Below are 22,305 nucleotides of genomic sequence, written 5' to 3'. Positions count from 1 at the left end.
TACTCCTGCAAGAGATGATGTGATCCGCGCAGGCGAGGCTTGCATCCCCAGGCCGTGCGCCGGGATGGATCGGCCGCCCGGCGGCCTGGATGTGGGTGTCGCAGGATCAAGGCCCGACCCCGCGAACGATCAGCCGATCGCGGCGGACAGGCCCTCATCGGCCAGAAGGATGCTGCCATACATCGGCCGCGCCTCGTCGGAGACCAGGAACAGCGCGGTCGAGGCGATCTCGTCGGGCTTCGAGAAGGTCTGGTTGCTGGGCGTCATGGCCTTCATCGCCGCCAGCACCGCCGACTGCGCCGGATCGTTGCGCATCGCGTCATTCATCGGCGTCTCGGTATTGCCGGGCGCGATGGCGTTGACGTTGATGTTGAAGGGCGCAAGCTCGGCCCCCAGGACCCTGGTTAGCATCGCCGTCGCCGCCTTGCTGGCGCAATAGAGCGCAAAGCCCTTGATCGCGGTCAGCCCGGCCACCGACGAGAAGTTGAGGATCTTGCCGCCGCCCGCCGCCTTCATGTGCGGGACAACAGCCTGAATGGCGTTCCAGCTTCCCTTCAGGTTGATGTCGATCATGCCGTTCAGCACCTCCGGCGGAGTGTCACCCACGGGTGAGGGAAGAAAGACGCCCGCTGCGTTGACCCAGATGTCGATCCGGCCGTCCGCCTTGACGACGTTATCGGCCAGCGCCCGCATCATCCATTCGCTTTGCACATCCGCAACATGCGGCGCCGCCTGTCCGTCCGCCGCGACGATCCGGTCGGCGACGACCCGGGCCTTGTCGATGCTGCTGCTGGCGACCACATGGACCCGCGCGCCCTCGGCGGCCAACCGCATGGCGACGGTCGCGCCGATCCCCGAACTGCCGCCGGTGACGACAGCGATCTTGTCCTTGAACCGGTTCATGCCACGCGCCCCCCCAGAATGCGGGCGGCCCAGTCATAGACATAGTGGCCCTGCATCTCCATCACATCGACGCCGCAATGCTCTGTCGAGCCCTCGGCCACCGAAAACACCCGTAGCTTCGCATCGGCGCTGTTCACCGCCCCGGCTACGGTCTTTTCGGCATGGGCCAGCGCAACCTGACGGTCGTTCTCGCCATGCACCACCAGCAGCGGGCATTTCACCTGCCCGATTACCGGCTCCAGGGTGCGGGCCTTCAACACCGCGATGGCCTCGTCGATGGTCGGCTTTCCGGTCACATGCATGGCGTGGATGCCGCTTTCCGGCAGCCCGTCGGACAGCCCGGAGCCCGAGGTGCCGCGCAGCAGCGCCTCCCACCCGGCATCAAGTTCGAAGAAGGCGCCAAGGCTCGCCACGCATTTGAAGCGATGGTCCTGGGACGCCGCGCGCGGAGCGCAGTAGCCGCCCATCGACAGGCCGACGATGCCGATACGGTCAGCATCGATTGCCGGATGCGCGGCAAGGAAGTCGTAGAATTTCCCTGCTGACACCTCGGTTTCCGGGCGTTTCGGGATATTGTGGAAGCGCACGGCCTCGCCTGTTCCCTCCTGATCCACGAACAGCGTGGCGATGCCGCGCCGGGCCGACATGCCGGCATAGATCAGGTAATGCATCTCCTTGATCGAATCGAAGCCGTTGTAGAAGACCAGCGCCGGTTGCCTTGCATCGGTATCGGCCAGACGCAGCCAGCCCGACAGCACACCGTCTTCGAACGGGATCTCGACGCGCTCCCACCGGTCGCCCGAAAGCTCCAGGCCCTTGCGGAAGGCGGCGATCCCCAGGTTGTAGACATGCATCCGGCGCGGATCGGACCATGAGGCGATCCGCTCGGCGAACAGGTAGTAATTCGCCGCCCGCATGTATTTGGCCGAGGCGGTGAAACCGTTGCCCGCTGCTTCATCGGCTTTTGCAAGATCGTTCAGCTTGTGGCCCAGGCGGGTCCAGTTCTGATACCAGGCCTCGTTTGCGGCCGCGGTATGGCCGGCTTCGACCAGTGGTACCAGCGGCGCCAGCGCCTCGTCCAGTTCCGAGATCTGCGCACCCATCGCGATGGAGCACGAGACGGCAAGACTCCACGAATAGTTGTTGGGAAAATACTGGTACATGGCTCACCCTGTTGATTGGCTTGTCCTGCTTGAAGGGTCGCCGCTAAAGGCGTCCGACACCTGCGTGCAGGCCTCCTGCATCATTGCGTATCAGCAACAATACTCCATTGCGAATGCGCAATCAAAAAGAAAATTTCCGGCGGAGATCCCCGCAGATTCGCGCGAATTTTCAAGATGAAACTCTTTTATTTCTGAAACTTGACCTGAAGGACGTCTTCTTCCGACGAGGATGCGATCAACAGCTTCGCCTGCGAATCACCTGCCGAGACATAGGCGTGCGGAATGCTGCTGGTGAACATGATGCTGTCGCCGGGGGCCAGGGTGACCAGCGGATGTCCCTCAAGATGGACCTGCAGCTTGCCGCTCAGCAGATAGACGAATTCCTGCCCGGAATGCGCAGTCAGCCCGCCATATTCCTCGACCGAGCGGGCGAACAGGGTGATCAGGATGGCGCGGAAATTGAAGCACGCCATATCGGGGTGCAGATGCTTGTAGAACAGGTTCGGCAGCTCGATCAGCGCCGGATCGCTGGCGCGCGAAACGCTGATTTCCTGCTTTTCCTGCTGGTCGGGACGGCCAGAGAAGACGTCGTTGGGATGCATGTCGAAGGTGCGGACGATCTTCAGCAGCAGATCCAGCGTCGGCGACATCTTGCGGTTCTCGATCCGCGACAGGGTGCTGGGCGGCACGCCCACCTCTTCCGCAGCCCGATTGAGCGACCAGCCCTTGCGTTCCCGCAACGCCCGTAGCCGCTCTGGCAGACCGGATTGAATCCGGGTCCCTTCGATTTTCCTGGCCATGCTGTGCCCTTCGCCTTAATTGCGGATGCGCAAAAGAGTAGTTGCATGACCGATCAGGGGCAAGATGGCTTGGACGCGGCCCGGGGCAGCAGGTCCAGCGCCTGTGCGCGGGCGGCGATCCCGGGTTCGACATCGATGGCGCGGCGGGCGTCGAGGTCGAAGCGGACGGTGGTCGAGATCACGCGTGCGCAGACCGTGCCACAGCCTTGCCGCCGGATCTCGGTCTGGTGGCGGATCGACTTGCGCCCGATCGCCAGAAGGCTGCTGCGCAGGACCACAAGATCGCCCGCCCGGAGTTCCGCCAGATAGTCGATCTCGTGGCGGACATCGGCCCAGCCCAGCCGTTCGGGTTGCGGCGCGGGTGCCAGTTCCGCCATGAAATGCAGGAAGGCATCGTCAAGGAACGCCATGTAGTGCTGCGTCGCCAGATGCCCCATGACATCGCAATACCACGGATACACCACCCGCCTGCCGGTCTCGATCTGGCGCGGCTTACTGTCATCCATCAGGCTCCGCTCCTTGCTTCAACGATCTCACCCCGACCTTTCGGTCTGGTGACTGTACCCGTATGGATGCCCCGCAAGGCCGCGCGTGGGCGGCGTGCCACCTGGCCCGGCCGGCCAATCTCCGGCTCGCCGCCGCTGGACAGCAACGGAGAAGAGACACCCGCGACGAACACCTTGCCGGCCGCGACATCAGCCTGCGACCGGCCGAAGGTATGCGGACATCGGCCAGGGTAACGCCTTCGCAGCGCAGCAGCTTGATCATCGTGGCGCGGCATTGCGCCATCAGGCTGCCCTCTGCCGGGATCCGGTCCGGCATCAGTCATCCGGTCCGGATCCAACGCCACATCGACCGCCATCCGATTCGCCTTGCCTTCTGATCCGGTCAGTTTTCCCATTCGATGTTGCCATCGACGGAAACCAGTTGCCCGGTGACGAAACGCGCGCTCTCCGAGGCAAGGAACACCGCCATGCGGGCGATATCCTCCGGCTGCACCTTGGTCCGCATCGAGATGTAATCCAGAAACCTCTGCTCCAGCGCCTCCATCGTGGTGTCCTCGGCCTTCGCCTTCTGGCCAAGAATGCCGCGCATCCTTGCGCTGTCCACGAAGCCGGGGCGGATCGCATTGACGCGGATGCCCAGCGGGCCAAGCTCTTTCGCTGCCGCCCGCGTCAGCCCCTCCAGCGCCCATTTCGAGGCAACATAGTCCGCCCGACCCGCCGGAAGCGTGAAGACCGAGCCGGTCGAGATATTGATGATAGCGCCGGTTCTGCGCGCGATCATGTCGGGCAGGGCGGCGCGCAGCATGAAAAAGACACCATGGACATTCACATCGAAGGAGCGGATCCAGTCCACCGCAGATATGTCAGCAATTGGTGCGCAGGCGCCCGCAATGCCAGCATTGTTGACCAGCACATCGACACGACCATGCAAGCGGACGACTTCCGCCACGCTGGCAATGGCCTGATCCTCGCGGGCGATATCGGCCTGCAGGGTCTGGATGTCCGGGTGTTCCGCCTTGACCTGCGCCAAGGCCTCGGCGTTCAGATCGCAAATGGCGACCCGCGCGCCTGCTTCCAGGAAGCTGCGGGCAATGGCCAGGCCGATGCCCGATGCGCCCGCCGTCACGATGACACTTTGCCCGCTCATGCCATCATCTCCGCGCGTCGCGTTTCGGTCGCAGCCAGATCGACCTGGCCCTGCCCGTCCAGCACCACGCCATAGACCGTCCGGGCCCGATCCGTGCTGACATAGCCTTCGCGCACGTCGCGGGCGACGGCTGCCGCGTCGCGGTCGGCAGGCGGGCCATAACCGCCGCCGCCGGTCGAGATGGCGATAATCATCTCACCCTCGCGCAGTTCGACCTGTGCAACGGGGGGCAGCGGCTCGACCGTACCGTCCTTGCGGCGGATGAACTGGTCGCTGCCGCCCCCGGGGCCGCCGCCGCGCACCCCTTGCGGAGGATTGACCTGGCCGTCCGAGCCATAGGCGATGGTGATTCCCCCCTGCACCGGGCCGAAGACTACCTCGGTCGAGGGCGCGCCGGTGAACCGGCCGGCGCCTTCGGTATCGGTGACGAAGCGGCGGCTTTCGACCAGAAGCGGCTGGTAGATCTCGTCGAGCTCGACCCCGTCCAGCCCGCACATGCCGCCATTGCCGACATCGATCATCGTCCACCAGGCATCGGAAATCGGACTCGCCGCCCCCGCCGAGAAGGCAAGGAAGATCTGGTTCACAAAGGCATTGCCACTGCGCGCATCGACACCCGAAACGACGCCAGCCGAGGGCGCGATGACCGCGCCCACCTCGGCCATGCCGAAGCCGTCGCCGAATTCGGCCATGGCAAGCTGCACCGCATTTCCGACCCGGTCCGAAATGTTCGTGGTCGCCGCCGAGCAGCTATAGGGATGCTCGGTGATCCCCGCGATGCAGTTGCGGCGCAGGATCACCTCGATTCGCCGGAACGCGCCCGCATTCTTCGGCACGCGATGATCCAGACTGTTGAACACCCCGATCATCGCCGCCGTGCGGGAACAGGCTTCCGACAGATTCAGACCCGAGGGCTGGCAGTCGATATTCTCGCTCAGGTCGACGGTGATACGGCCCTCGTCCGGGCGGGCATGGACATGGGCAGTGACGGTGACGCCCTCGGGGGGCAGGCCCGGAAACGGATCATGCGTGGACCGGCCCATGACGCGACCGGCAGGCAATTCGCGGATCGCGGCATCCATCATGTTCTCGCTATAGTCAAACCATTGCGCGGCGAACTGATCCAGCCGATCCCAGCCGATCTCTTCGCCAAGCGCCAGCAGTTCCCGCTCACCGATCCTGACGGCGCCGATGGTCGCCAGATAGTCGCCACGCCATTGCTCGGGCACACGGATGCGCAATTCGCACATGCGGATAATGTCGGCGATGTCCCGATAGTCGCGCTGCACCTGCACGGCCGGAAACAGCAGCGCCCCTTCATTATAGATGTCGCGCGCCGTCGCCATGTAGGTCGTCGGCTCGCTGTTGCCGATATCGGCCTGATGCGCCTTGGCGAAGATGGTGAAGCGGTGGCGGCCATCGGCATCGATCACCGGCACAAGGATGCTGAGATCCGCCGCATGCGAGCAGCCGTGATAGGGCGAGTTGTGGAAGAAGGCGTCGCCGCGCCGCAGGTTCGGGTGAAACTCGGCCATGGTGCGCGCCATGATGTCCGGGCCGGACAGCACATGGATCGGCAGGCTTTCCGCCGCCGCCAGCAGATGGCAATCGGCGGTGATGATGCAGCAGGAGAAGTCCTTGGCGCGGTTCAGGACGCCCGACCGGCCCGTGCGCAGCAGGGTATTGGCCATCTTGCGGACGATCCCTTCGACCCGGTTGTTCAGGATCGCCAGTTCCGCGCCGTTCAAAGCGGTGGTGGTCATGGTGGTCCCTTTCACGGATGAATGACGATGCTGCCGGTTCCCGAGCGGTGAAAGCGCGCATCGGGATCAACGACGATGGTGGTGAAGGCGGATTCGATGATCGCCGGGCCTTGGCCGGGCCGTCCCGGCGCAATCGCCTCGAGCCGCAGGACCGGCGTCTGCAGCCGCCCATAGCCGTGGAAATAGATCTCGCGCGGCCGGTGATCACCGGAAAGGGCGCCCGGCGAATGCAGGCGGAACTCGACATCCCGGCGGATATCGGCGCGCAAGGTGGCGCGGATGCCGATGATCTCGACCGCAGAGCCGGGATCGCGCACCGCGAAGATCTGTTCGTGCATATCGTCGAAGCCGGCGCGGAAGATTTCGCTGCCGTCAGGCCCAAGGATCTTCTGAGGGTCGAACTTCACATCGATATCCCAGACCTGCCCCTCGTATCGCGCCTCGGCGACGAAGCTGATCCGGGGCGCGCCGTTGGCTGCAGGGCTTCGGCTGGCGAAGTCTTCGCATTTCGCACGGAGCCTTTCGATTGCGGCGGCAAGTGCCTCGCGATCGAAACGGTCCGACGAGACGAAGATGCTGGTCGCATATTCGCTGATCAGCGGTGACATCATCGCACCCGCTGCGGACAGCGCCGCGCCGGTTTCCGGGATCACCAGCGACTTGCAGCCCAAGCGGCGCGCAATGAAGGTCGAGTTCAGACCCGCCGCACCGCCGCCGCCGATCAGCACCGCATTGGCCGGGTCGATCCCCTGAGCGACGGTAATATCGGCGATGGCCTGCACCATGCCCTCGGTCGCCAACGCGATGATCTGCCAACTCGCCTCATCGACCGACATGCCCAGCGGCTCGGCCACCTGCTTCCGGATCGCCTCGATGGCGGCGGGACGGTCCAGCTTAATACGCCCGCCAAGGAAGAAGTCCGGGTCGATATGGCCAAGCGCGACCGAGGCATCGGTTACAGTGGGCTTCGTACCGCCCTGCCGGTAGCAGACCGGCCCGGGCTTCGCGCCCGCGCTTTGCGGCCCGACGCGCAGCAGGCCGCCCTGATCGACATGAGCGATGGAACCACCGCCCGCGCCGACGCTTTTCACCTCGACCGAAGGGTAGCCGACCAGATGACCCAGCAGCGGCCGACCGATCCACAATTCCCGCGTGATCGGCACCACGCCCTTCCTCACCAGACTGATGTCATAGGTGGTCCCGCCGGTATCAGCGACGATCACGTCATCCGCCTGCGCCTCGGCCCGCGCATAATAATGCCCCGAGATCGGCGCCATCGACGGCCCGCTGTTGATCACCTTGATCGGCGAGCGCGCAACCTCGGCCGCATCGACCATGCCACCGCTGCTGGTCAGCAACATGATGTCGCCGGTGAAACCCTCGCCCCGGATCCGGTCGGTCAGCCCGCTGAGGTAATGCCCCATCAGCGGTTTCAGCGAGGCGTCGATAGCCGCCGAGGACGCCCGGCGAAACTCGCGCAGCGTCGGGTTGACGTCATGGGCCAGCGTATAGGGGACGCCCGGCAGGTGTTCGGCGATCAATTCGCCTACGCGCAGCTCATGCGCCGGATTGATCGTTGCCCAGAGCAGGCAGACTGCCACCGCCTCGACCTGCTGTTCCTTCAGCGACTGCAGCACCCCGATCACCGCCGCTTCGTCCAGATCGCGATGGATCGCGCCGGTCGACAGGATCCGCTCGGGGATCTCATAGGTCAGATCGCGCGGGATATAGGGACGCGGAAACGGGATGGACTGGTTGAAGGGCTCGACCCGCCCGCCCTCGCGGAACACCAGGATGTCGCGATGGCCTTTGGTGACCAGCAGCGCGGTGCGGGCGACATTGCCGGTGATGATCGCGTTGATCGCATGGGTGGTGCCGTGGATGAATGTATCGGCGCGCGCCATCAGTTCCTGCAGCGACAGGCCCCGATCTTCGGCGGCCAGTTCCAGCGCGCGCAGCACGCCCAACACCGGATCGTCGGGCACGGTAGGCGACTTGTACATGGTGATCCGGCCGTCGTCCTCCTCGACGACCAGATCGGTAAAGGTGCCGCCGGTATCGCTTGCCAATCGCATTGCTTGCCCTCCTCCCTTAGAAATCGACGCGGTCGCCGCCCTTCAGCGACAGCCGCGCGCGTGCCTCGTCGGGCGAAGCGACCTCCAGTCCCAGCTCCTCGACGATCCGGCGGATCTTCTGCACCTGCTGCGCGTTCGACGTAGCCAGTTCGCCCCGGCCGATGTAAACGCTGTCCTCCAACCCGACCCGGACCGAGCCCCCCAAGATCGCCGCGACGGTCAGGAAATGCATCTGCCTGCGCCCGACGGCAAAGGCGGAAAACTCCATGTCGCTGCCGAACAGGCGTTGCGCGACACCATGGAAATGAATCAAGTTCTCGATCGTCGCGCCCATGCCGCCCATCACGCCGAAGATGCCCTGGATCAGGAAGGGGGGCTTGATCAGCCCCTTGGCGGCGAAATAGCGCACCGCCTCCAGATGACTGAGATCGAAGCACTCGAATTCAAACCGCGTGCCATGCGCCTGGCCGACCTCGACCATGATGGTTTCCAGCATGGCATAGGTATTGGCGTAGATCAGGTCGCGCGTGCTTTCCAGATAGGGCTTTTCCCAATCGTGCTTCCAGCTGTCGTATTTTCCCGCCAGTTCGAAGGCGCAGAAGTTCATCGTGCCCATGTTGAGGCTGCAAACCTCGGGCTTGGCGCGATGTGCGGGACGCAGCCGCTCTTCCAGCGTCATGCCAAGGCCGCCGCCGGTGGTGATGTTCAGCACCGCGCCGGTGGCCTGCTTGATCCGCGGCAGGAATTGCAGGAACAGGTCGGGGTCCTGTTTCGGGCGGCCGCTTTCGGGATCGCGCGCATGCAGATGGATGATCGCCGCCCCTGCCTTGGCCGCGCCGATGGCGGCTTCCGCGATCTCGTCCGGAGTGATCGGCAGATAGGGCGACATGGTCGGCGTGTGCAGCCCCCCGGTGACGGCGCAGGTGATAATGACCTTCTTCGGCATGAAAGAACCCCGTTGGATGGACGCGGATCGCACTTGACCGCATCTCGGATTTCGAGGGCGAGCAGGGTCAGGCCCCGCCGTCCTTCTATTCTGAGATGTCAGTATCACTACAGACGGCCGGTCTGTCAATCTGATATGCCAAAATAAAAAGACGGATCTTTCATCAAGTAATATCAATTATTTGAGACAATACCCACTTGCCAGAGATGCAAAAGCCGCGAATCGTCAACCGCGGCTCGGGTCTTCAGAGATCGACGTTTTCGAGGATATAGGGCTGCCGATTGCCTGTTGTCTCAGACGCCTGCAGGCGCAGGATCTTGCGGGCGGCAGCAATCAGGTCATCGCGCAGGGCAGCTTCGGCGGCATCGGCATCCCGCTCGCGCAGCGCATCGATCATGTCCTCGTGATAGCGCGGGAAATCCCCGTCCATGCCGCCCGCGTCAATGTAGAGATGCAGGGTTGGGCCGATCCGCAGCCACATCGTCTCGATGGTCTGCAGCAGGATCGGCGAGCCGCAAAGCGCGTAGATGGCAAAATGAAACTGGTGATTGCGTTCCAGGATCAATGGGCCGTTGTCCCCCGCGGCGCGCAGCGCGGTTGCATAATGATCGTTCAGCCGCGAGATCCTGTCCAGATCGTCCGGCCCGACCGCCAAGGCAGCCCGGCGGACCGCCAACCCCTCCAGCGCAAGACGCATGTCCAGCACCTGCCGCATCTCTTCGCTGCCCAATTCACGGGCATAGAATGCGCTCTTGTTGCGGGCCTCCAGCACGCCATCGGCTTCCAGCAGTTTGAGCGCCTCGCGAACCGGGGTCGCGCTGACCCCCATGACCTGCGACAATGATCGCACGGTCAAAGGCATTCCCGGCTCGATGCTGCCCGCCATCAATCCTGCCTGCAAGGCATCATAGACCTTTTGCGCCAGCGTCTCCTCATCACCGCTTGCCAGAACCGGCAGGCTCGGCGCCGCCACCTGCTTGCGCCCGCCGCCCGGACGGCGCTTGCGTGGTGTGGGTGAAAGATTCTGCTGCATCGCGGCTGATATCCATGAGGTGGCTGCTTTCTAGTCCGTCGCCCGAGCGATGCCAAGGCATTTCTGATATGCCTGAATAATGCGGGAAGGCCGCTTGCGTCATGTCCTGGTTCGGCTTCGATAAACAATCAGAAGCATAAGGATCGTCGCCATCAGGATCACCAGTGCGGCGGCAGCGGCAACAGCAGGTGTGATACTTTCCCCGATTCCCGCATAGATCTGGCGCGGAACGGTCCTTTGTCCCGGCGACGCGAGAAACAACGCCAGAACGACCTCATCGAAAGATGTCGAGAAAGCAAGCAGCGCCCCCGTGATCAATCCCGGCGCGATAACGGGCATCATGACGCCTAGGAACACCCGCAACGGCGAACCTCCCAAGCTTGCTGCGGCACGGCCGAGATTAGGATTATAGGATTGCAGGGCTGCACCAACCGACAGGATAACGAAGGGCAACGCCAGCAGAGTGTGGCCAATGATTATCCCGCTGTAAGTATTCACGAGACCGACCCTGCTGAAGGCTGCGAACAGCGCGACCGCAGTGATGACGATCGGCACCATCGAGGGTGCCAGAAGCGTGGCGTAGATTACACCCTTGAGCGGTGATCGTAGCTTCCACAGTCCCAACGCCGCCATTGTGCCAAACACCGTCGCCAACAGAGCGGTCGCAGTTGCGATAAGCATCGAATTGACGAAAGATCTGCGCCATTCCGCGCTGGCCATCACTTCAGCATACCATTTCAGCGACCAGCCGGAAGGCGGAAAGACGAAATAGGTGTCTGCGGTGAAGGACAAAACCAGAATGATTGCCAGAGGAGCGAGCAGGAAACCGATCAGAAGGATGCACAGAGCCGCCAGAACAATCGAAGAAAGACCAGAAACTCTCATCCCTGACGCTCCGGGTTAAAGTGCTGCGTCAGCCAGCGTAGTGTGCCTACAAGCGCGACCGCCAAGACCAATAGCCATATCCCCATTGCCGATGCCATGCCCCAGTTGACACTTCGGTTGGTGAAGAATGAGACGAAATAGCTGACCATCTGGTCCTTGGATCCCCCCAGAAACTCGGGTGTGATATAGAAGCCAAGCGTGAGTACACCGACGATTAGGACGCCGGCACCGATTCCAGGAAGGGTCGCGGGCAGATAAACATTCAGAAAGGCGCGCAGCGGTGTTGCGCCAAGCGACAAAGCAGCTTTCATATGAGATGGTGGGATACGTTGCATAGAATTTCTGATCGGCAGGACCATGAACGGTAACAGGATATGTATCATCCCTAAATAGACGGCACCTCGTGTATAGAGCAAAGAAAGCGGCCGCTCTGCTATTCCGGTGCCAATCAGCAGCTGGTTCAATACTCCGTGTTTCTGTAAGATGATGACCCACGCGAGAGTCCTGACCAAGAGCGAAGTCAAAAAAGGTAGCATTATAGCGCAGAGGACTAACCCTCTCCATCTGCTCGGCGCATGGGCGAGTGCATAGGCCAGCGGATAGGCGAGCAGAAGAGTGGCCGCGGTGACGACAAAGCTCATCCAAAGGGTTCGGACAAGCACATCAGCATAGATGCGCTTGTCAACGGACGCGCGAGTCAACCCCTTATCGATCGACCGCTCTAACCCTAATGTCGTCAGAAGATAGCGGTCGGTCAGATATCCATCATTGGACTTCACGGCGATCCAAACATCCGGCTCCCGCCATTGTTGGTCCACGGCTCCTAGCCATTCCATCGCCGAGACGGTCTGAGGCGGTTGCGTAAGGGCGCGTCCCGTCCGCATTATCACGTTCCGAAAGCTTGGGAGCAGATCGTTCAATTCTCGCGCAACCGCTGCCATTCCACCGCGCTGCTCGGCCTGTGTTGCAAGATCACTCATCATTGCGGCGGCAAGTGTCTCCGTTGGTTCCGTTCGATGATCCCACATCTGAACGGCCTCGATGGTCGCGGGCAGTTTTCTGGACAACGCCGAATTATCGACCGCACGCCAGAGAAAACCTCCCAGCGGCATCAGAAATGCCAGCGCGACCAGCACCATCGACGGCAAGAGCAGCAGCCACGCCGCGCGGTTCGACCGATCACCAAACAGCTTTGTACGTTGCCACCATGTTGCCGAGTGCGCGTACTTGGCTGCTGCTTCGATCATTCGCCGATCCACCGATTGAACCGTTCCGTCAATTGGTCAAGATGATTACTCCAGAACTGGGCATCATAACTGATCTGGTATTCGGCATGATCGCCTGCACCTGGTAGGTAGGTCTTTCGGTCTTCCGGAAGTAACTTATAGGATTCCCGGTTGGACGACCCGTAATCGATATACTCCATGAAAGCCGCCTGCCGGTCCGGCCTGGTCACAAACTCAAGGAATTTCCGTACTTCTTCGATCCTTGAAGATCCGGCCAAAACGACCCAAAAATTGTGACCGACGATATAACCCGCATTCCATGACATGCGCAGATCAACCCTCTGTTCGCGATTGGCATCGGCCACCCTTGCATTGAATCCGACGCCGATGTCGTATTCACCTGAGATAAAGCCCTGAATTTGCTGAGTTCCAGAACTATACCAGACGATCTCGTCCTTGATCCGGTCAAGCATGGCGAATGCTCGGTCTTGTCCTTCTGGCGTCGCAAGCACTTCATAAATTTCTTCGCGGGGTACACCATCGGCAAGCAACGCAAACTCAAGCGTGTATGTCGGCGACTTTCGCAACCCACGTTTGCCAGGAAAAGCGTTCAGGTTGAAGAAGTCAGTCCAAGTTTTCGGACCCTCTTCAAACTTTGTACCGTTATAAGTCAAAACGCTTGCCGCGCTTAGCGAAGCAATGCCGCAATCAGTGACTGTTCCAGGCAGCATGTCGTCTATCGGAAGGGTATCTATAACTAGAAATTCGTATAGACCTTCATCGCAACCGACTATAGCCTCGGCGTCCTCCACCTCGGCGATATCCCACTGGATCGATCCGGTTTCCACCTGAACGCGTAGCTTGGCTATCTCGCCGTTGAAAACATCGTCGACGACTGCAATTCCACTCTCGGTCGTAAATGGCTCCCAATAGGCCGCACGATTGGCGTCGGTAACATTCCCACCCCAGGACGCGATTGTTATCTGGTCCGCAAGAGATTGGTACGGTCCACAGATCGTAGCAGTGATCGAAGCGAGGACCATGGCTGCGTAGAACTCGTGCTTTTCCATTGCTGTTCCCAATGCATACTAACTTCAGGTCTCTGGAAGCGCCCAGCAATCGGTCGGGGACCAGCCAACCTCGAACCAATCACCTTCGGTCGGGATCTCGACAAATTCCGAGATAGGTCGACGCACATTGATGCGATGATCACCAATGTGGATCTGGACGCGGATCTGATCACCCAGAAAGGCAAGTTCGGAGACCTGACCACTGAAGCGATTGTCGCAATTCGCGGCTGCAGGGCTGATGACGATCCTCTCCTGTCGAATAGCGACTGCCATATTGTCGCCTTCCGGTGTAAGCGTTTGTTTGGTTGCGAGTAATGTCCCCATGCCCGCAACTGTCACCCTCACCTGACCAGCGCCGTGATCTACAAGCTGTGCTGGTAGAATGTTGCTATCTCCAATAAACTGTGCCACGAAAGCTGTGGCAGGCTGATCGTATATCTTGCGAGGTTCATCGATCTGTTGGACGCGTCCGTTATTGAAAATGGCGATACGATCAGACATCGAAAGCGCCTCGTTCTGGTCGTGCGTGACAGCTACGAAAGTTACGCCGGTTGCTGCGTGAAGCTGCTTGATCTCTGCCTGCATGCGAATGCGCAACTGATTGTCAAGCGCGCCGAGAGGTTCGTCCAGGAGAACAAGATCAGGATCAAATACCAAAGCCCGTGCTAAAGCCACACGCTGGCGTTGCCCTCCTGATAATTGATGGGGATAGCGTGACGAAAGATTTGACATATCAACCATGTCCAGGGCTTTTTCTACCTTTCGTGCAACATCAGCGCCCCGAAGACCGCGCATCCTCAACGGATAGCCGATATTGCCGCCAATTTTCATATGCGGAAAAAGCGCATAGTCTTGAAACACGATCCCGATGTTACGTTTGTGTGGCGCGATCGAATGAAGTGATCGGCCGCGCCGCAAGATATCTCCCGTGGTTGGCTGCTCAAACCCGGCGAGCATCATGAGCGTGGTGCTTTTTCCTGACCCGGACGGGCCCAAGAGCGTCAAAAACTCGCCTTCCCTGACGTCAAGGCAAAGATCCTCAACCACCCATCGACCATGGTCATAGCTCTTGCTGACGGAGTTGAAAGAAATGAACGGCTGTCGGCTCATGGGAAAAGCCGGCAATCAGACGGAGAATAGGAACCGAATTGCGATTTCATGGACTCCCTCCCCAGAGCACACGAACCTTCACCTGTTCTGATATTTCACTATTACAAATCCAGACTCGAATCAATACTGAAATTTCAGAATCTTTTCTTCCTTCTATGAGCGTGCATGGCGATGCGTTCGTCAGGTCTTGGGGCTCCGCTGCACAAATCGACGGATTGGATTTATCTTGTGAATTCAGTTTGATAAATGGGTGACATGAGCAGACAGATACCCCGACCTACGAGCCCAACAACTGAGCAACCTGCAATGAAGCGTTCAAGGGCCGCGGCTCGCTGACGATCTGGTTCGATCCTGCCATGACGCGGAGGCCGCGCCCACCGTCAAGCGTGATGTACCCCTTTGGGTTGTCCTGCCCCGACCGGCACTTTTGCTTGCACGATTCCTGACTTTGGTGCTAGCGGTCCGTTATCAGGCACAGCGGCTCGGGACACGGAGCTGCGCCGGCGGTTGCGGGATTCGGCCAACGAGTGCCGGTGGTTCGACTGGTTCAACAACCGCCGGCTGCTCGAGCCCATCGGCAACATCCCGCCGGTCGAAGCCGAGGAACGCTACTACGCCATGCTGGAAGAACTACCCACGGCGGCGTGACTCAAACCAAATCGCCTCCGGAAAACCCGGGGCGTGTGTGGATGCCCCCGGTTTGGCAAGCTAAATCTTTGATCTTTCGGCGGGGTCTTCGATCGGACGTGTGTCAGGCCTCTCAGCGTGGCCTTGGATGACACCACGGGCCGGTATGCTGTTCGGAAGGCTGGGTTCACATCGGTTCATAGAGCTGCATGCGCTCGAGCCCCGGGACTGAATTTCCCCGCCTTGAACTTCGAAGTCCGTGTCGCCTACTCCTCGTCGATCGCTCACCCCGGCCTTGCGGCCATGCCGTGCCGTCACCCTTTCCGGGCTTGGGTCACGCCATTCTGTAATCCTGTTCTTTTGTCGTCAGCGCCCAAATCATCCGGGCCATCTTGTTTGCCAGCGCGACTGCCGCGACCATCTTCGGCTTGCGCATCACGAGCGCGGCCAGCCAACGGTTCGCGCTGCCCCCCTTGCGGACGACCCAGCGGATCACACTCATGGCGCCGACGATCAGCAGGCGGCGGATATCGGTCTGCCCCATCTTGCTGACAGAGCCCAATCTGGTTTTGCCGCCCGTTGATCTCTGGCGCGGCACCAGGCCGAGCCAGGCGGCAAAATTGCGCCCGCTGTCGAACGTGTCGAGATCCGGTGCGAATGCCGCGACGGCGCCGGCAGTAACTGGTCCGATCCTGGGGATGGTGCACAACCGACGGAGCTGCGTATCTGTCCTCGATGCGGCCTCGAGTTCCTCCGCCAGTCGTCCGATCACCTCTGTCAGCCTCGCGATCTGCTCGACGTAGATCGCGCCCATCTCCCGGACAGGGCCTGGCACATCGCTGGCTGGATCTGCCAGCGCGTTCTCTAGGACCTTCAGGCTCGCAGGCCCCTTCGGCGCCACCAGTCCGAACTCGGCCAGATGCCCGCGGAGGGCGTTGATGAGTTGCGTGCGTTGCCGGACCAGGCATTGATGGGTCCGAAACGCCACTGCGCGACCCTGTGTGTCGGCACTCTTGACCGCCACGAACCGCATGGTCGGGCGGAGGGCTGCCTCCGCGATGGCCTCAGCATCCGCCCGGTCATTCTTTTGGCGCTTTACGAACGGCTTCACATACACAGCAGGGACCAGACGCACTTCGTGACCGTGGGATTGCGCCATGCGGCCCCAGTGATGCGACGTGGCGCAGGCCTCCATGGCCACTACGCAGGCTGGTTGCTCCGCCAATAGCGCTGCCAATCTGGTCCGTGACATCACGCGGTTGTATAGAACCGCCCCATCCGCTGCGACCGCACAGACCTGAAAGCTGCCCTTCGCCAGGTCAATCGCCAGCATGCTGATCTTCGTCGTCACAATTGCGCCCTCCGCTCGGTTCCAATCAAACCATCATGGCACACAAGATGCCGTCGGGTGGGGGCATCCACCGCATCAGTTCACCGTGAAGCGTGTCGAGGCGGATGCGCCAGCGCAGCGAGCCTGCAGCGGTCTCGAAGCATCGCGACAGCACGACCGATACCGTGAATTCGCCGTTGACGGTCAGAATCTCGGTCCGGGGATCCTGAACGGCGCTGCCACCGGCGTTCTCGATCCCAGCGATGACACCCGCCACGATCTGCGGATGTGCCTCGCGGAGCTTGCGGTTGATCTTGATGTATCGGTAGTCCCGGTCGGGCTGATAGCCGACCATCTCATAGGCGCGCAGCAGGCTGCCGAACCGGGATCGGAACGCGCTCGATGACGGCGCGTCCTCGTGCTCGTCGATGACCAACCCGGAAAGGAAGCCCTTGCTCGCAAGCAGTGCCCGAAGTGCGTCCAGCAGGTCCTGGTCGGAAAGATGACGGCTGCGCGCATCGACGATTTCCCGGGCGCGCAGGAACAGTGCCTCATCGACGATGGCCGGATAGGCGCCCTCGGCGCGGATCCACATCTCGCGCGGGTTCACCACCCGGCGCTGCTTCAGCTTGAAGGAAATCTTGTTGAAGACGTTGTTGCCGATGTATTTCCCGTTGGTCAGCACCTGATGGACCGTCGCCCGCGTCCATGGCCGGTCGAGATCGGTGCGCAGTCCGTCGGCGTTCAGGGCATCCGCGATCTCGCGCTCGGATCGGCCGTCCTCGACGAACATGCGATACATGCGCCGGACGACGTCCTGTTCGTCCTCGGGGCCGGGAACGAGAATGACCCTGTCGGTCTGAAGGCTCTTCTGCTCGCCGCGGGACAGTTCGCCCTTGGGGTTTCCGTGTTCGTCGATCAGCACCCGGCGCAACCCGTATCCGGGCGCGCCGCCCTGGCGAAAACCGAGTTCGACCAGGCGACACTGGCCCGCGAAGACCTTTACCGAGAGCTCGCGGCTGCCGCGCGACAAACAGGATGAGCATAGGCGAGGTCGTCGAGGATCAGCAGGTCGAACTTGTCGAGCTTCGCGATGGCGGCCTCGAGCTGCAGTTCCCTGCGGGCAACCTGCAGCTTCTGGACGAGGTCGGTGGTCCTTGTGAAGAGGACGCGCCAGCCGTTCTCGATGAGCGCCAGGCCGATCGCAGCCGCGAGGTGGCTCTTGCCGCCGCCGGGCGGACCGAACATGAGCACATTGGCGCCCTTGGCCAGCCAGCTGTCGCCTGCGGCCATGGCGGAGACCTGGGCCTTCGAGATCATGGGCACGGCTTCGAAGGCGAAGCTGTCGAGGGTCTTTCCGGGCGGCAGATGGGCCTCGGCCAGATGTCGCGCGATCCTGCGATGCGCACGCTCGGCCAGTTCATGCTCGGCGATCGCGGCAAGGAAGCGGGCGGCAGGCCAGCCCTCCCGATCCGCCTGTTCGGCGAAGCGGGGCCAGAGGGTCTTGATCGTCGGCAGCCTCAACTCGTTGAGCATGATGCCGAGGCGCGCGCCGTCGACGGTGTGGGATGCAGGTTTCATGCGCGGGCCTCCGCCAACTCCGGGGCACGGATCAGCGCCTCGTAGCTGCTGAGCCGGGGCGAGGTCACCGTGATGACCGGCAGCTGTTCGGGATCGGGCGAGAACCGTGCGCGCAGGATGGACAGGTCGGGCAAACCACCGTCTTGCAGGACGCGGCCGATCTCGGCGGCCAGTTCGGCCTCGCAGCCGCGATCATGGGCCAGGGCCAGAAGCTCGACAGTGATCCTGCAGGCCTGCCGGGCGGGCAACGCCTCATTGAGCGCCTCCCAGGCCCGGCGATATTCCGGTCGAGGGAAGAGCTTGTCGCGATAGACCAGGCCCGCCAGAGCCATCGGCTTCTTGCGCAGGGAATGGATGACGTGATGATAGTTCACCACCTGATCGTGCTTGCCATTGGCCTGCGCACGCCCGCGCGGCAGGGTCAGAAGATGCGTTCCGCCGGTGAAGACTTCCAGCCGGTCATCGAACAAGCGCACCCGCAGCCGATGCCCGATCAGGCGCGAGGGCACGGTGTAGAACACCTTGCGCAGGGTGAAGCCGCCGGTGCCGGTCACCGTGACGATCACCTCCTCGAAGTCGGTGGTGCGCCGTGTCGGAAGCACCTGCAGATGGGCACGCTCGGCCGCGATCCCCTTACCTCTGGCCGCATTCCTGCGCCCGACAATCTCGTCGATGAAGGCGCGATAGTGATCCAGGTGATCGAAGTCGGCGCTGCCGCGCATCAGCAGTGCGTCCCGGACAGCGGCCTTGAGATGGCCATGGGCGCTTTCGATCGCCCCGTTCTCATGTGCCACGCCCTTGTTGTTGCGCGTCGGCACCATGCGGTACTGGGTGCACAGCGCTTCGTAGCGCGTGGTCAGGTCCGTCCGGGCATCGGCGTCAAGGTTGCGGAACGCGGCCGAAAGGCTGTCGGTGCGGTGACAGGCGGGGGCGCCGCCCGCCGACCACAGCGCGTTCTGCAACCCCTCGGCCAAAGCCACGAAGCTCTCGCCGCCCAGGATGACATGGGCATGTTCGAACCCCGACCACGGCAGCCGGAAATGGTAAAGCAGGTGATCGAGCAGCTGCCCGGTGATCGTCACGCCGAGTGCGCCCATGTCGGTGAAGTCCGACAGGCCGAGCCGCCCAGGTTCGTGGACCTGTCGGAACATGACCTCCCGATCCTCGCCGTGGAGAGCTCGCCAGGCCCGGATCCGGCGCTCCAGCGTGCGGCGAATGCCCGGTTGAAGTTCGGGATGGCGGCGCAGCATCTCCTCGTAAATGGCAACCGGCCGCAACCCGGGGGCCGACTGCAACATCGGCACCACCTCGGCCTCGAAAATATGCTCCAGCGGGTCGGGGCGGCGGCGACCGCGGGCTCCCTTCTTCTGCGACGGCAGGCGCGGGTCGTTTACGATCCGATAGCCCGTCGACCGGCTCAGCCCCGCCTTCGCGGCGGCGGTCTCAATGGGATGGTCTTGTCTCAGCTTCATGAAAAGCCTCGTCTGATGATCGGTTACATGGCGACCCGGCACAAAGGTGGTTCTCCAGTCCTGAAAACCACCAACGTAGCGAGCCGACCGCGATCACAGACCCCGGGAAATCGGGCAGATCGGCGGGAGCGCGCCTCCGGTCGGGCTACGCCCTCCCTCCGCCGCGCTCCCGCCGATCCGTCTCATCCTGTTTGTCGCGCGGCACGTCAGCCGAGCCCAACCTTGCTGGCATCGGTTTTAGCCTGCTCAACCAGTGCCGCCATGCAAGAATGACTGACAGTAACCCCGGTCAGTCCCCGCTTCCGCCGGTCACGATACAGCGCACCCCCAACGGCCCGAGCCGCGATCAGCAGCCGCGAAACCTTGACCCTGTTCGCACGAGCGACGGTCTGGATGGGGGTGCGAATTGCCTGTCCACCTGATGGCGACTTGCCTGCGCTGCACCAGTCATCGAGAAAGGATTCGAGCGTCGCTGCCGAAAACCCGACCATCCTGTCGTTGAAGCGGTAATCGGGGACCAGCAGCCCGTCGCCGATCAGCCCCCGCACCACATCGACGCTGACGCCAAGATGGCGCGCGGCATCCTGGGCGTTGAGCAGGTCCTTCAGCTTTGGTGCAAGATCGGCGATCAGGTCGGGATCGACCTCGGAACTGGCCCCGATCCCGACCCTGAGGCCGTATTGGGCCTTCAGCACCTGCACGGTGATCTTCAGCCCGATTCCGTGACGGTTGCAGAGCGAACGCAGGGTCTTGGGCTCGACCCCGCGTGTGCGGATGCCGAAAACCTTCTCCTGACCCGTGAAACGGAAGGTTTCCCCAACATATGCTGCCAGCACCGCACAGATGGGCCTGTAAGCGGGCTGATCCTTTCGGAAATAGAACTCGTTGAACGCACGGCCAAAGGCGTTGTGGTAATCGTTGCCCCGCCGGCCATGACCGATATGCGTGCGCAGGAAATCCTTGATCGCCGCCGGTCCTTCGATCAGCACCTCGGCCCCGAGATCCCCATGCTCGCGACGCTCATCGGCAGATATGCCTTTCCAGTCGCCTTGGGGACCGCGCATGGCCATGGCACCGAAGACCTCGGCGGTATGGATGGCGACATCGAGCTGAACATCGTCGATCCAGCGCCTGGAGTGCACACCGTCCAACCTCTCAGTGATATAGTGCTCCAGCGCGGTCGGTCGACCTGGTTGCCAGGGCGCCGCCCGAGCTGCGACCAGCTTTGGAATCAGAGGCGACAGGTCCTGCTGCATCCGTGCCGCCTTGCGGGGCAGGACCGTCATGAGACGGAGACCGTGCTCGGCGCAGACATGGTTCGCGTCGATCAGCCAATCCGTCCGGCCCAGGCAGGCAGAGCGAAGATCACCATCGGCCAATCCCCCCAGACAGGCCGGGCAGAACCGATACCGATCCGGGGCGCACTGAACCTTGTTGCGGGGGTCGGCACCGAGTTGCAGACGCCGCGGATTGCTGGCGTCCAGGGCGCCACGAACAAGCGCCTGCGGATCGCAGCCCGTATATCTGGCAAGGTTTTCGACGCTGTGCCTGTCGCCCATCAGCAGGGCTCGAAGGTCCAGATCGAAGAGGTGGACCAGCTCTGGCAAGGATGACAGCCCGGACAGCCGGGCAATGCGGTATCCGTAGGAGGCGATGGTCTCACGGGCATGCGGGGCGGGAAAGATCATCTTACCGCCTCCCCCTTGGTTTTCGCGACCGCCCCTTCGAACCCGTCGGAGGATCGGGCTCAAGCGGTGATCGCCCTGTATTCAGGCTCCGGAAATCCGGCACGAGGAATGGGTTCCGCCCCGCGACATCCCCGGTGCGTTCGGTATAGAACCGTGCGAAATCCCTGATGCCCAACGCCAGATGTCCGTCCGCCAGGGCGCGGGTGATCGCGCCGATGATCAGTTCGACCACGATTCCGAACTGTTCGCGCCCGGCATGGAGAAGCCGGGGCACGAACTCCACATCCGCCAGATCCGGCGCCAGCGGCAGATCCGCAAGCCCGGCGTAGCGGGCGACCAGTTCTGCAACATCGTCGCAGGCATCGAACTCGGTCACCGGAAGAAAGCGGGTGATGAAGAAGCGGCGGGACAGTTGTGGATCCTGGGTCAGCAGATCATGCAGTTCCGGTGTCCCGCTGACGACCAGGTTGGTCGGCCAGTCCGGGATCTGCATGAGGCTCTTCAGGGCATTGATCACGCCCGCCTTCTCGACCTCCGAGCCTCGGCCACCCAATTCCTGGCCTTCATCGAGGTGGATCAGCCAGCATTTCCGCAGGTGCAGGTGAAAATTGACCAGCTCCCACATGCGCGACGCCGTGGTGTTGCTCTGGATCTGGAAAGCCAGGGCATGCAGGATCGCGCGTGCGAGGTCTTTCTGGGTGGCAGGCGTCGGCACCCGAATGGAGATCCAGCGGAACTCGCCAGATTCGGCGTCCGCAGCATCAATCCGGCGCAGGATCCGCTGGATGGCAGTGGTCTTGCCGCTGCCGGATTCCCCGATGACCGCGATCCCGCGTCCCTCGGCAGACTGTCCAAGATCCAGTTCGGCCTGGCGTTTGTCCATGATCTCGCGGAAAAGCCGCCGCACGGTTTCGTAGCCCGGATGGGCCACGAAATGCTTGCGCAGGGACACGGCGATCCGCGCGACCTGATCGGGCGCC

General features: G+C 62.1%; 19 protein-coding genes and 2 pseudogenes. 1 reads left to right on the top strand and 20 read right to left on the bottom strand.

What is annotated here, in order from left to right:
• Positions 1-129: 129 nt before the first annotated feature.
• From F8A10_RS17060 to F8A10_RS17000, 14 genes are all read right to left on the bottom strand, one after another.
• Positions 130-903 (bottom strand): SDR family NAD(P)-dependent oxidoreductase, encoded by a 774-nt coding sequence (locus tag F8A10_RS17060; RefSeq protein ID WP_011746824.1) that lies wholly within the window; start codon positions 901-903, stop codon positions 130-132.
• Positions 900-2,066 (bottom strand): alpha/beta hydrolase family protein, encoded by a 1,167-nt coding sequence (locus F8A10_RS17055; RefSeq protein WP_011746823.1) that lies wholly within the window; start codon positions 2,064-2,066, stop codon positions 900-902. Before F8A10_RS17055 ends, F8A10_RS17060 begins: the two co-directional genes overlap by 4 nt.
• A 185-nt stretch (positions 2,067-2,251) precedes the next feature.
• Entirely contained in the window at positions 2,252-2,866 is a 615-nt protein-coding gene (locus F8A10_RS17050; protein ID WP_152367985.1) for a helix-turn-helix domain-containing protein, read from the bottom strand.
• Between the two features lie 53 nt (positions 2,867-2,919).
• Positions 2,920-3,372 carry an acyl-CoA thioesterase gene (locus F8A10_RS17045; protein ID WP_152367984.1) on the bottom strand — a complete coding sequence of 151 codons (453 nt, stop codon included), beginning with the start codon at positions 3,370-3,372 and terminating at the stop codon, positions 2,920-2,922.
• The gene (locus F8A10_RS21205; RefSeq protein ID WP_193668242.1) at positions 3,372-3,767 is read right to left on the bottom strand and encodes a hypothetical protein; all 396 of its coding nucleotides are present in this window, start codon (positions 3,765-3,767) and stop codon (positions 3,372-3,374) included. Before F8A10_RS21205 ends, F8A10_RS17045 begins: the two co-directional genes overlap by 1 nt.
• Positions 3,755-4,519 (bottom strand): SDR family oxidoreductase, encoded by a 765-nt coding sequence (locus F8A10_RS17040; protein WP_152367983.1) that lies wholly within the window; start codon positions 4,517-4,519, stop codon positions 3,755-3,757. Before F8A10_RS17040 ends, F8A10_RS21205 begins: the two co-directional genes overlap by 13 nt.
• Positions 4,516-6,282, bottom strand: a complete 1,767-nt coding sequence (locus F8A10_RS17035; protein ID WP_011746818.1) for a hydantoinase B/oxoprolinase family protein — start codon at positions 6,280-6,282, stop codon at positions 4,516-4,518. Before F8A10_RS17035 ends, F8A10_RS17040 begins: the two co-directional genes overlap by 4 nt.
• Positions 6,283-6,293: 11 nt before the next feature.
• Entirely contained in the window at positions 6,294-8,357 is a 2,064-nt protein-coding gene (locus F8A10_RS17030; RefSeq protein WP_152367982.1) for a hydantoinase/oxoprolinase family protein, read from the bottom strand.
• A 16-nt stretch (positions 8,358-8,373) separates the two neighbouring features.
• Positions 8,374-9,303, bottom strand: coding sequence for a BKACE family enzyme (locus F8A10_RS17025; protein WP_011746816.1), 930 nt, complete (start codon positions 9,301-9,303; stop codon positions 8,374-8,376).
• Between the two features lie 244 nt (positions 9,304-9,547).
• On the bottom strand, positions 9,548-10,336 hold the full coding sequence (locus tag F8A10_RS17020) for a GntR family transcriptional regulator (RefSeq protein WP_011746815.1): 789 nt from the start codon (positions 10,334-10,336) through the stop codon (positions 9,548-9,550).
• Positions 10,337-10,435: 99 nt separating this feature from the next.
• A complete protein-coding gene (locus tag F8A10_RS17015; RefSeq protein WP_011746814.1) occupies positions 10,436-11,221 on the bottom strand; it encodes an ABC transporter permease in 786 nt (261 codons plus the stop codon).
• The gene (locus tag F8A10_RS17010; protein ID WP_011746813.1) at positions 11,218-12,468 is read right to left on the bottom strand and encodes an ABC transporter permease; all 1,251 of its coding nucleotides are present in this window, start codon (positions 12,466-12,468) and stop codon (positions 11,218-11,220) included. The genes F8A10_RS17015 and F8A10_RS17010 overlap by 4 nt, the downstream gene beginning before the upstream one ends.
• The gene (locus F8A10_RS17005; protein ID WP_049792290.1) at positions 12,465-13,517 is read right to left on the bottom strand and encodes an ABC transporter substrate-binding protein; all 1,053 of its coding nucleotides are present in this window, start codon (positions 13,515-13,517) and stop codon (positions 12,465-12,467) included. Before F8A10_RS17005 ends, F8A10_RS17010 begins: the two co-directional genes overlap by 4 nt.
• A gap of 24 nt (positions 13,518-13,541) precedes the next feature.
• The gene (locus tag F8A10_RS17000; protein WP_152367981.1) at positions 13,542-14,627 is read right to left on the bottom strand and encodes an ABC transporter ATP-binding protein; all 1,086 of its coding nucleotides are present in this window, start codon (positions 14,625-14,627) and stop codon (positions 13,542-13,544) included.
• A 507-nt stretch (positions 14,628-15,134) separates the two neighbouring features.
• On the opposite strand from F8A10_RS17000, the gene F8A10_RS21200 reads away from it, so the two are divergent.
• Positions 15,135-15,275, top strand: coding sequence for a hypothetical protein (locus F8A10_RS21200; protein ID WP_157137423.1), 141 nt, complete (start codon positions 15,135-15,137; stop codon positions 15,273-15,275).
• Between the two features lie 313 nt (positions 15,276-15,588).
• Here the strand turns inward: F8A10_RS21200 and F8A10_RS16990 are convergent, their stop codons facing one another.
• From F8A10_RS16990 to F8A10_RS16965, 6 genes and pseudogenes are all read right to left on the bottom strand, one after another.
• Positions 15,589-16,587, bottom strand: coding sequence for an IS110 family RNA-guided transposase (locus tag F8A10_RS16990; protein ID WP_011746810.1), 999 nt, complete (start codon positions 16,585-16,587; stop codon positions 15,589-15,591).
• Positions 16,588-16,696: 109 nt separating this feature from the next.
• Positions 16,697-17,605: pseudogene (locus tag F8A10_RS16985) on the bottom strand (recombinase family protein); the annotation flags it as partial.
• 23 nt (positions 17,606-17,628) lie between these two features.
• Positions 17,629-18,165 (bottom strand): annotated as a pseudogene (locus F8A10_RS16980) (ATP-binding protein); the annotation flags it as partial.
• Positions 18,162-19,679 (bottom strand): IS21 family transposase, encoded by a 1,518-nt coding sequence (gene istA, locus F8A10_RS16975; RefSeq protein WP_011746807.1) that lies wholly within the window; start codon positions 19,677-19,679, stop codon positions 18,162-18,164. The gene istA and the pseudogene F8A10_RS16980, both read right to left, overlap by 4 nt.
• 164 nt (positions 19,680-19,843) lie before the next feature.
• Positions 19,844-21,325: a TniQ family protein gene (locus F8A10_RS16970; RefSeq protein WP_152367979.1), complete on the bottom strand. Its 1,482-nt coding sequence runs from the start codon at positions 21,323-21,325 to the stop codon at positions 19,844-19,846.
• A 1-nt stretch (position 21,326) separates the two neighbouring features.
• Positions 21,327-22,277: a TniB family NTP-binding protein gene (locus F8A10_RS16965; protein WP_193668241.1), complete on the bottom strand. Its 951-nt coding sequence runs from the start codon at positions 22,275-22,277 to the stop codon at positions 21,327-21,329.
• Positions 22,278-22,305 lie beyond the last annotated feature (28 nt).

Origin of the sequence: Paracoccus kondratievae (assembly GCF_009301415.1) — a bacterium.
Lineage (GTDB): Bacteria > Pseudomonadota > Alphaproteobacteria > Rhodobacterales > Rhodobacteraceae > Paracoccus > Paracoccus kondratievae.
Note: the sequence above shows the minus strand (reverse complement) of the source record. Positions and strands in the feature narration are given on the sequence as shown.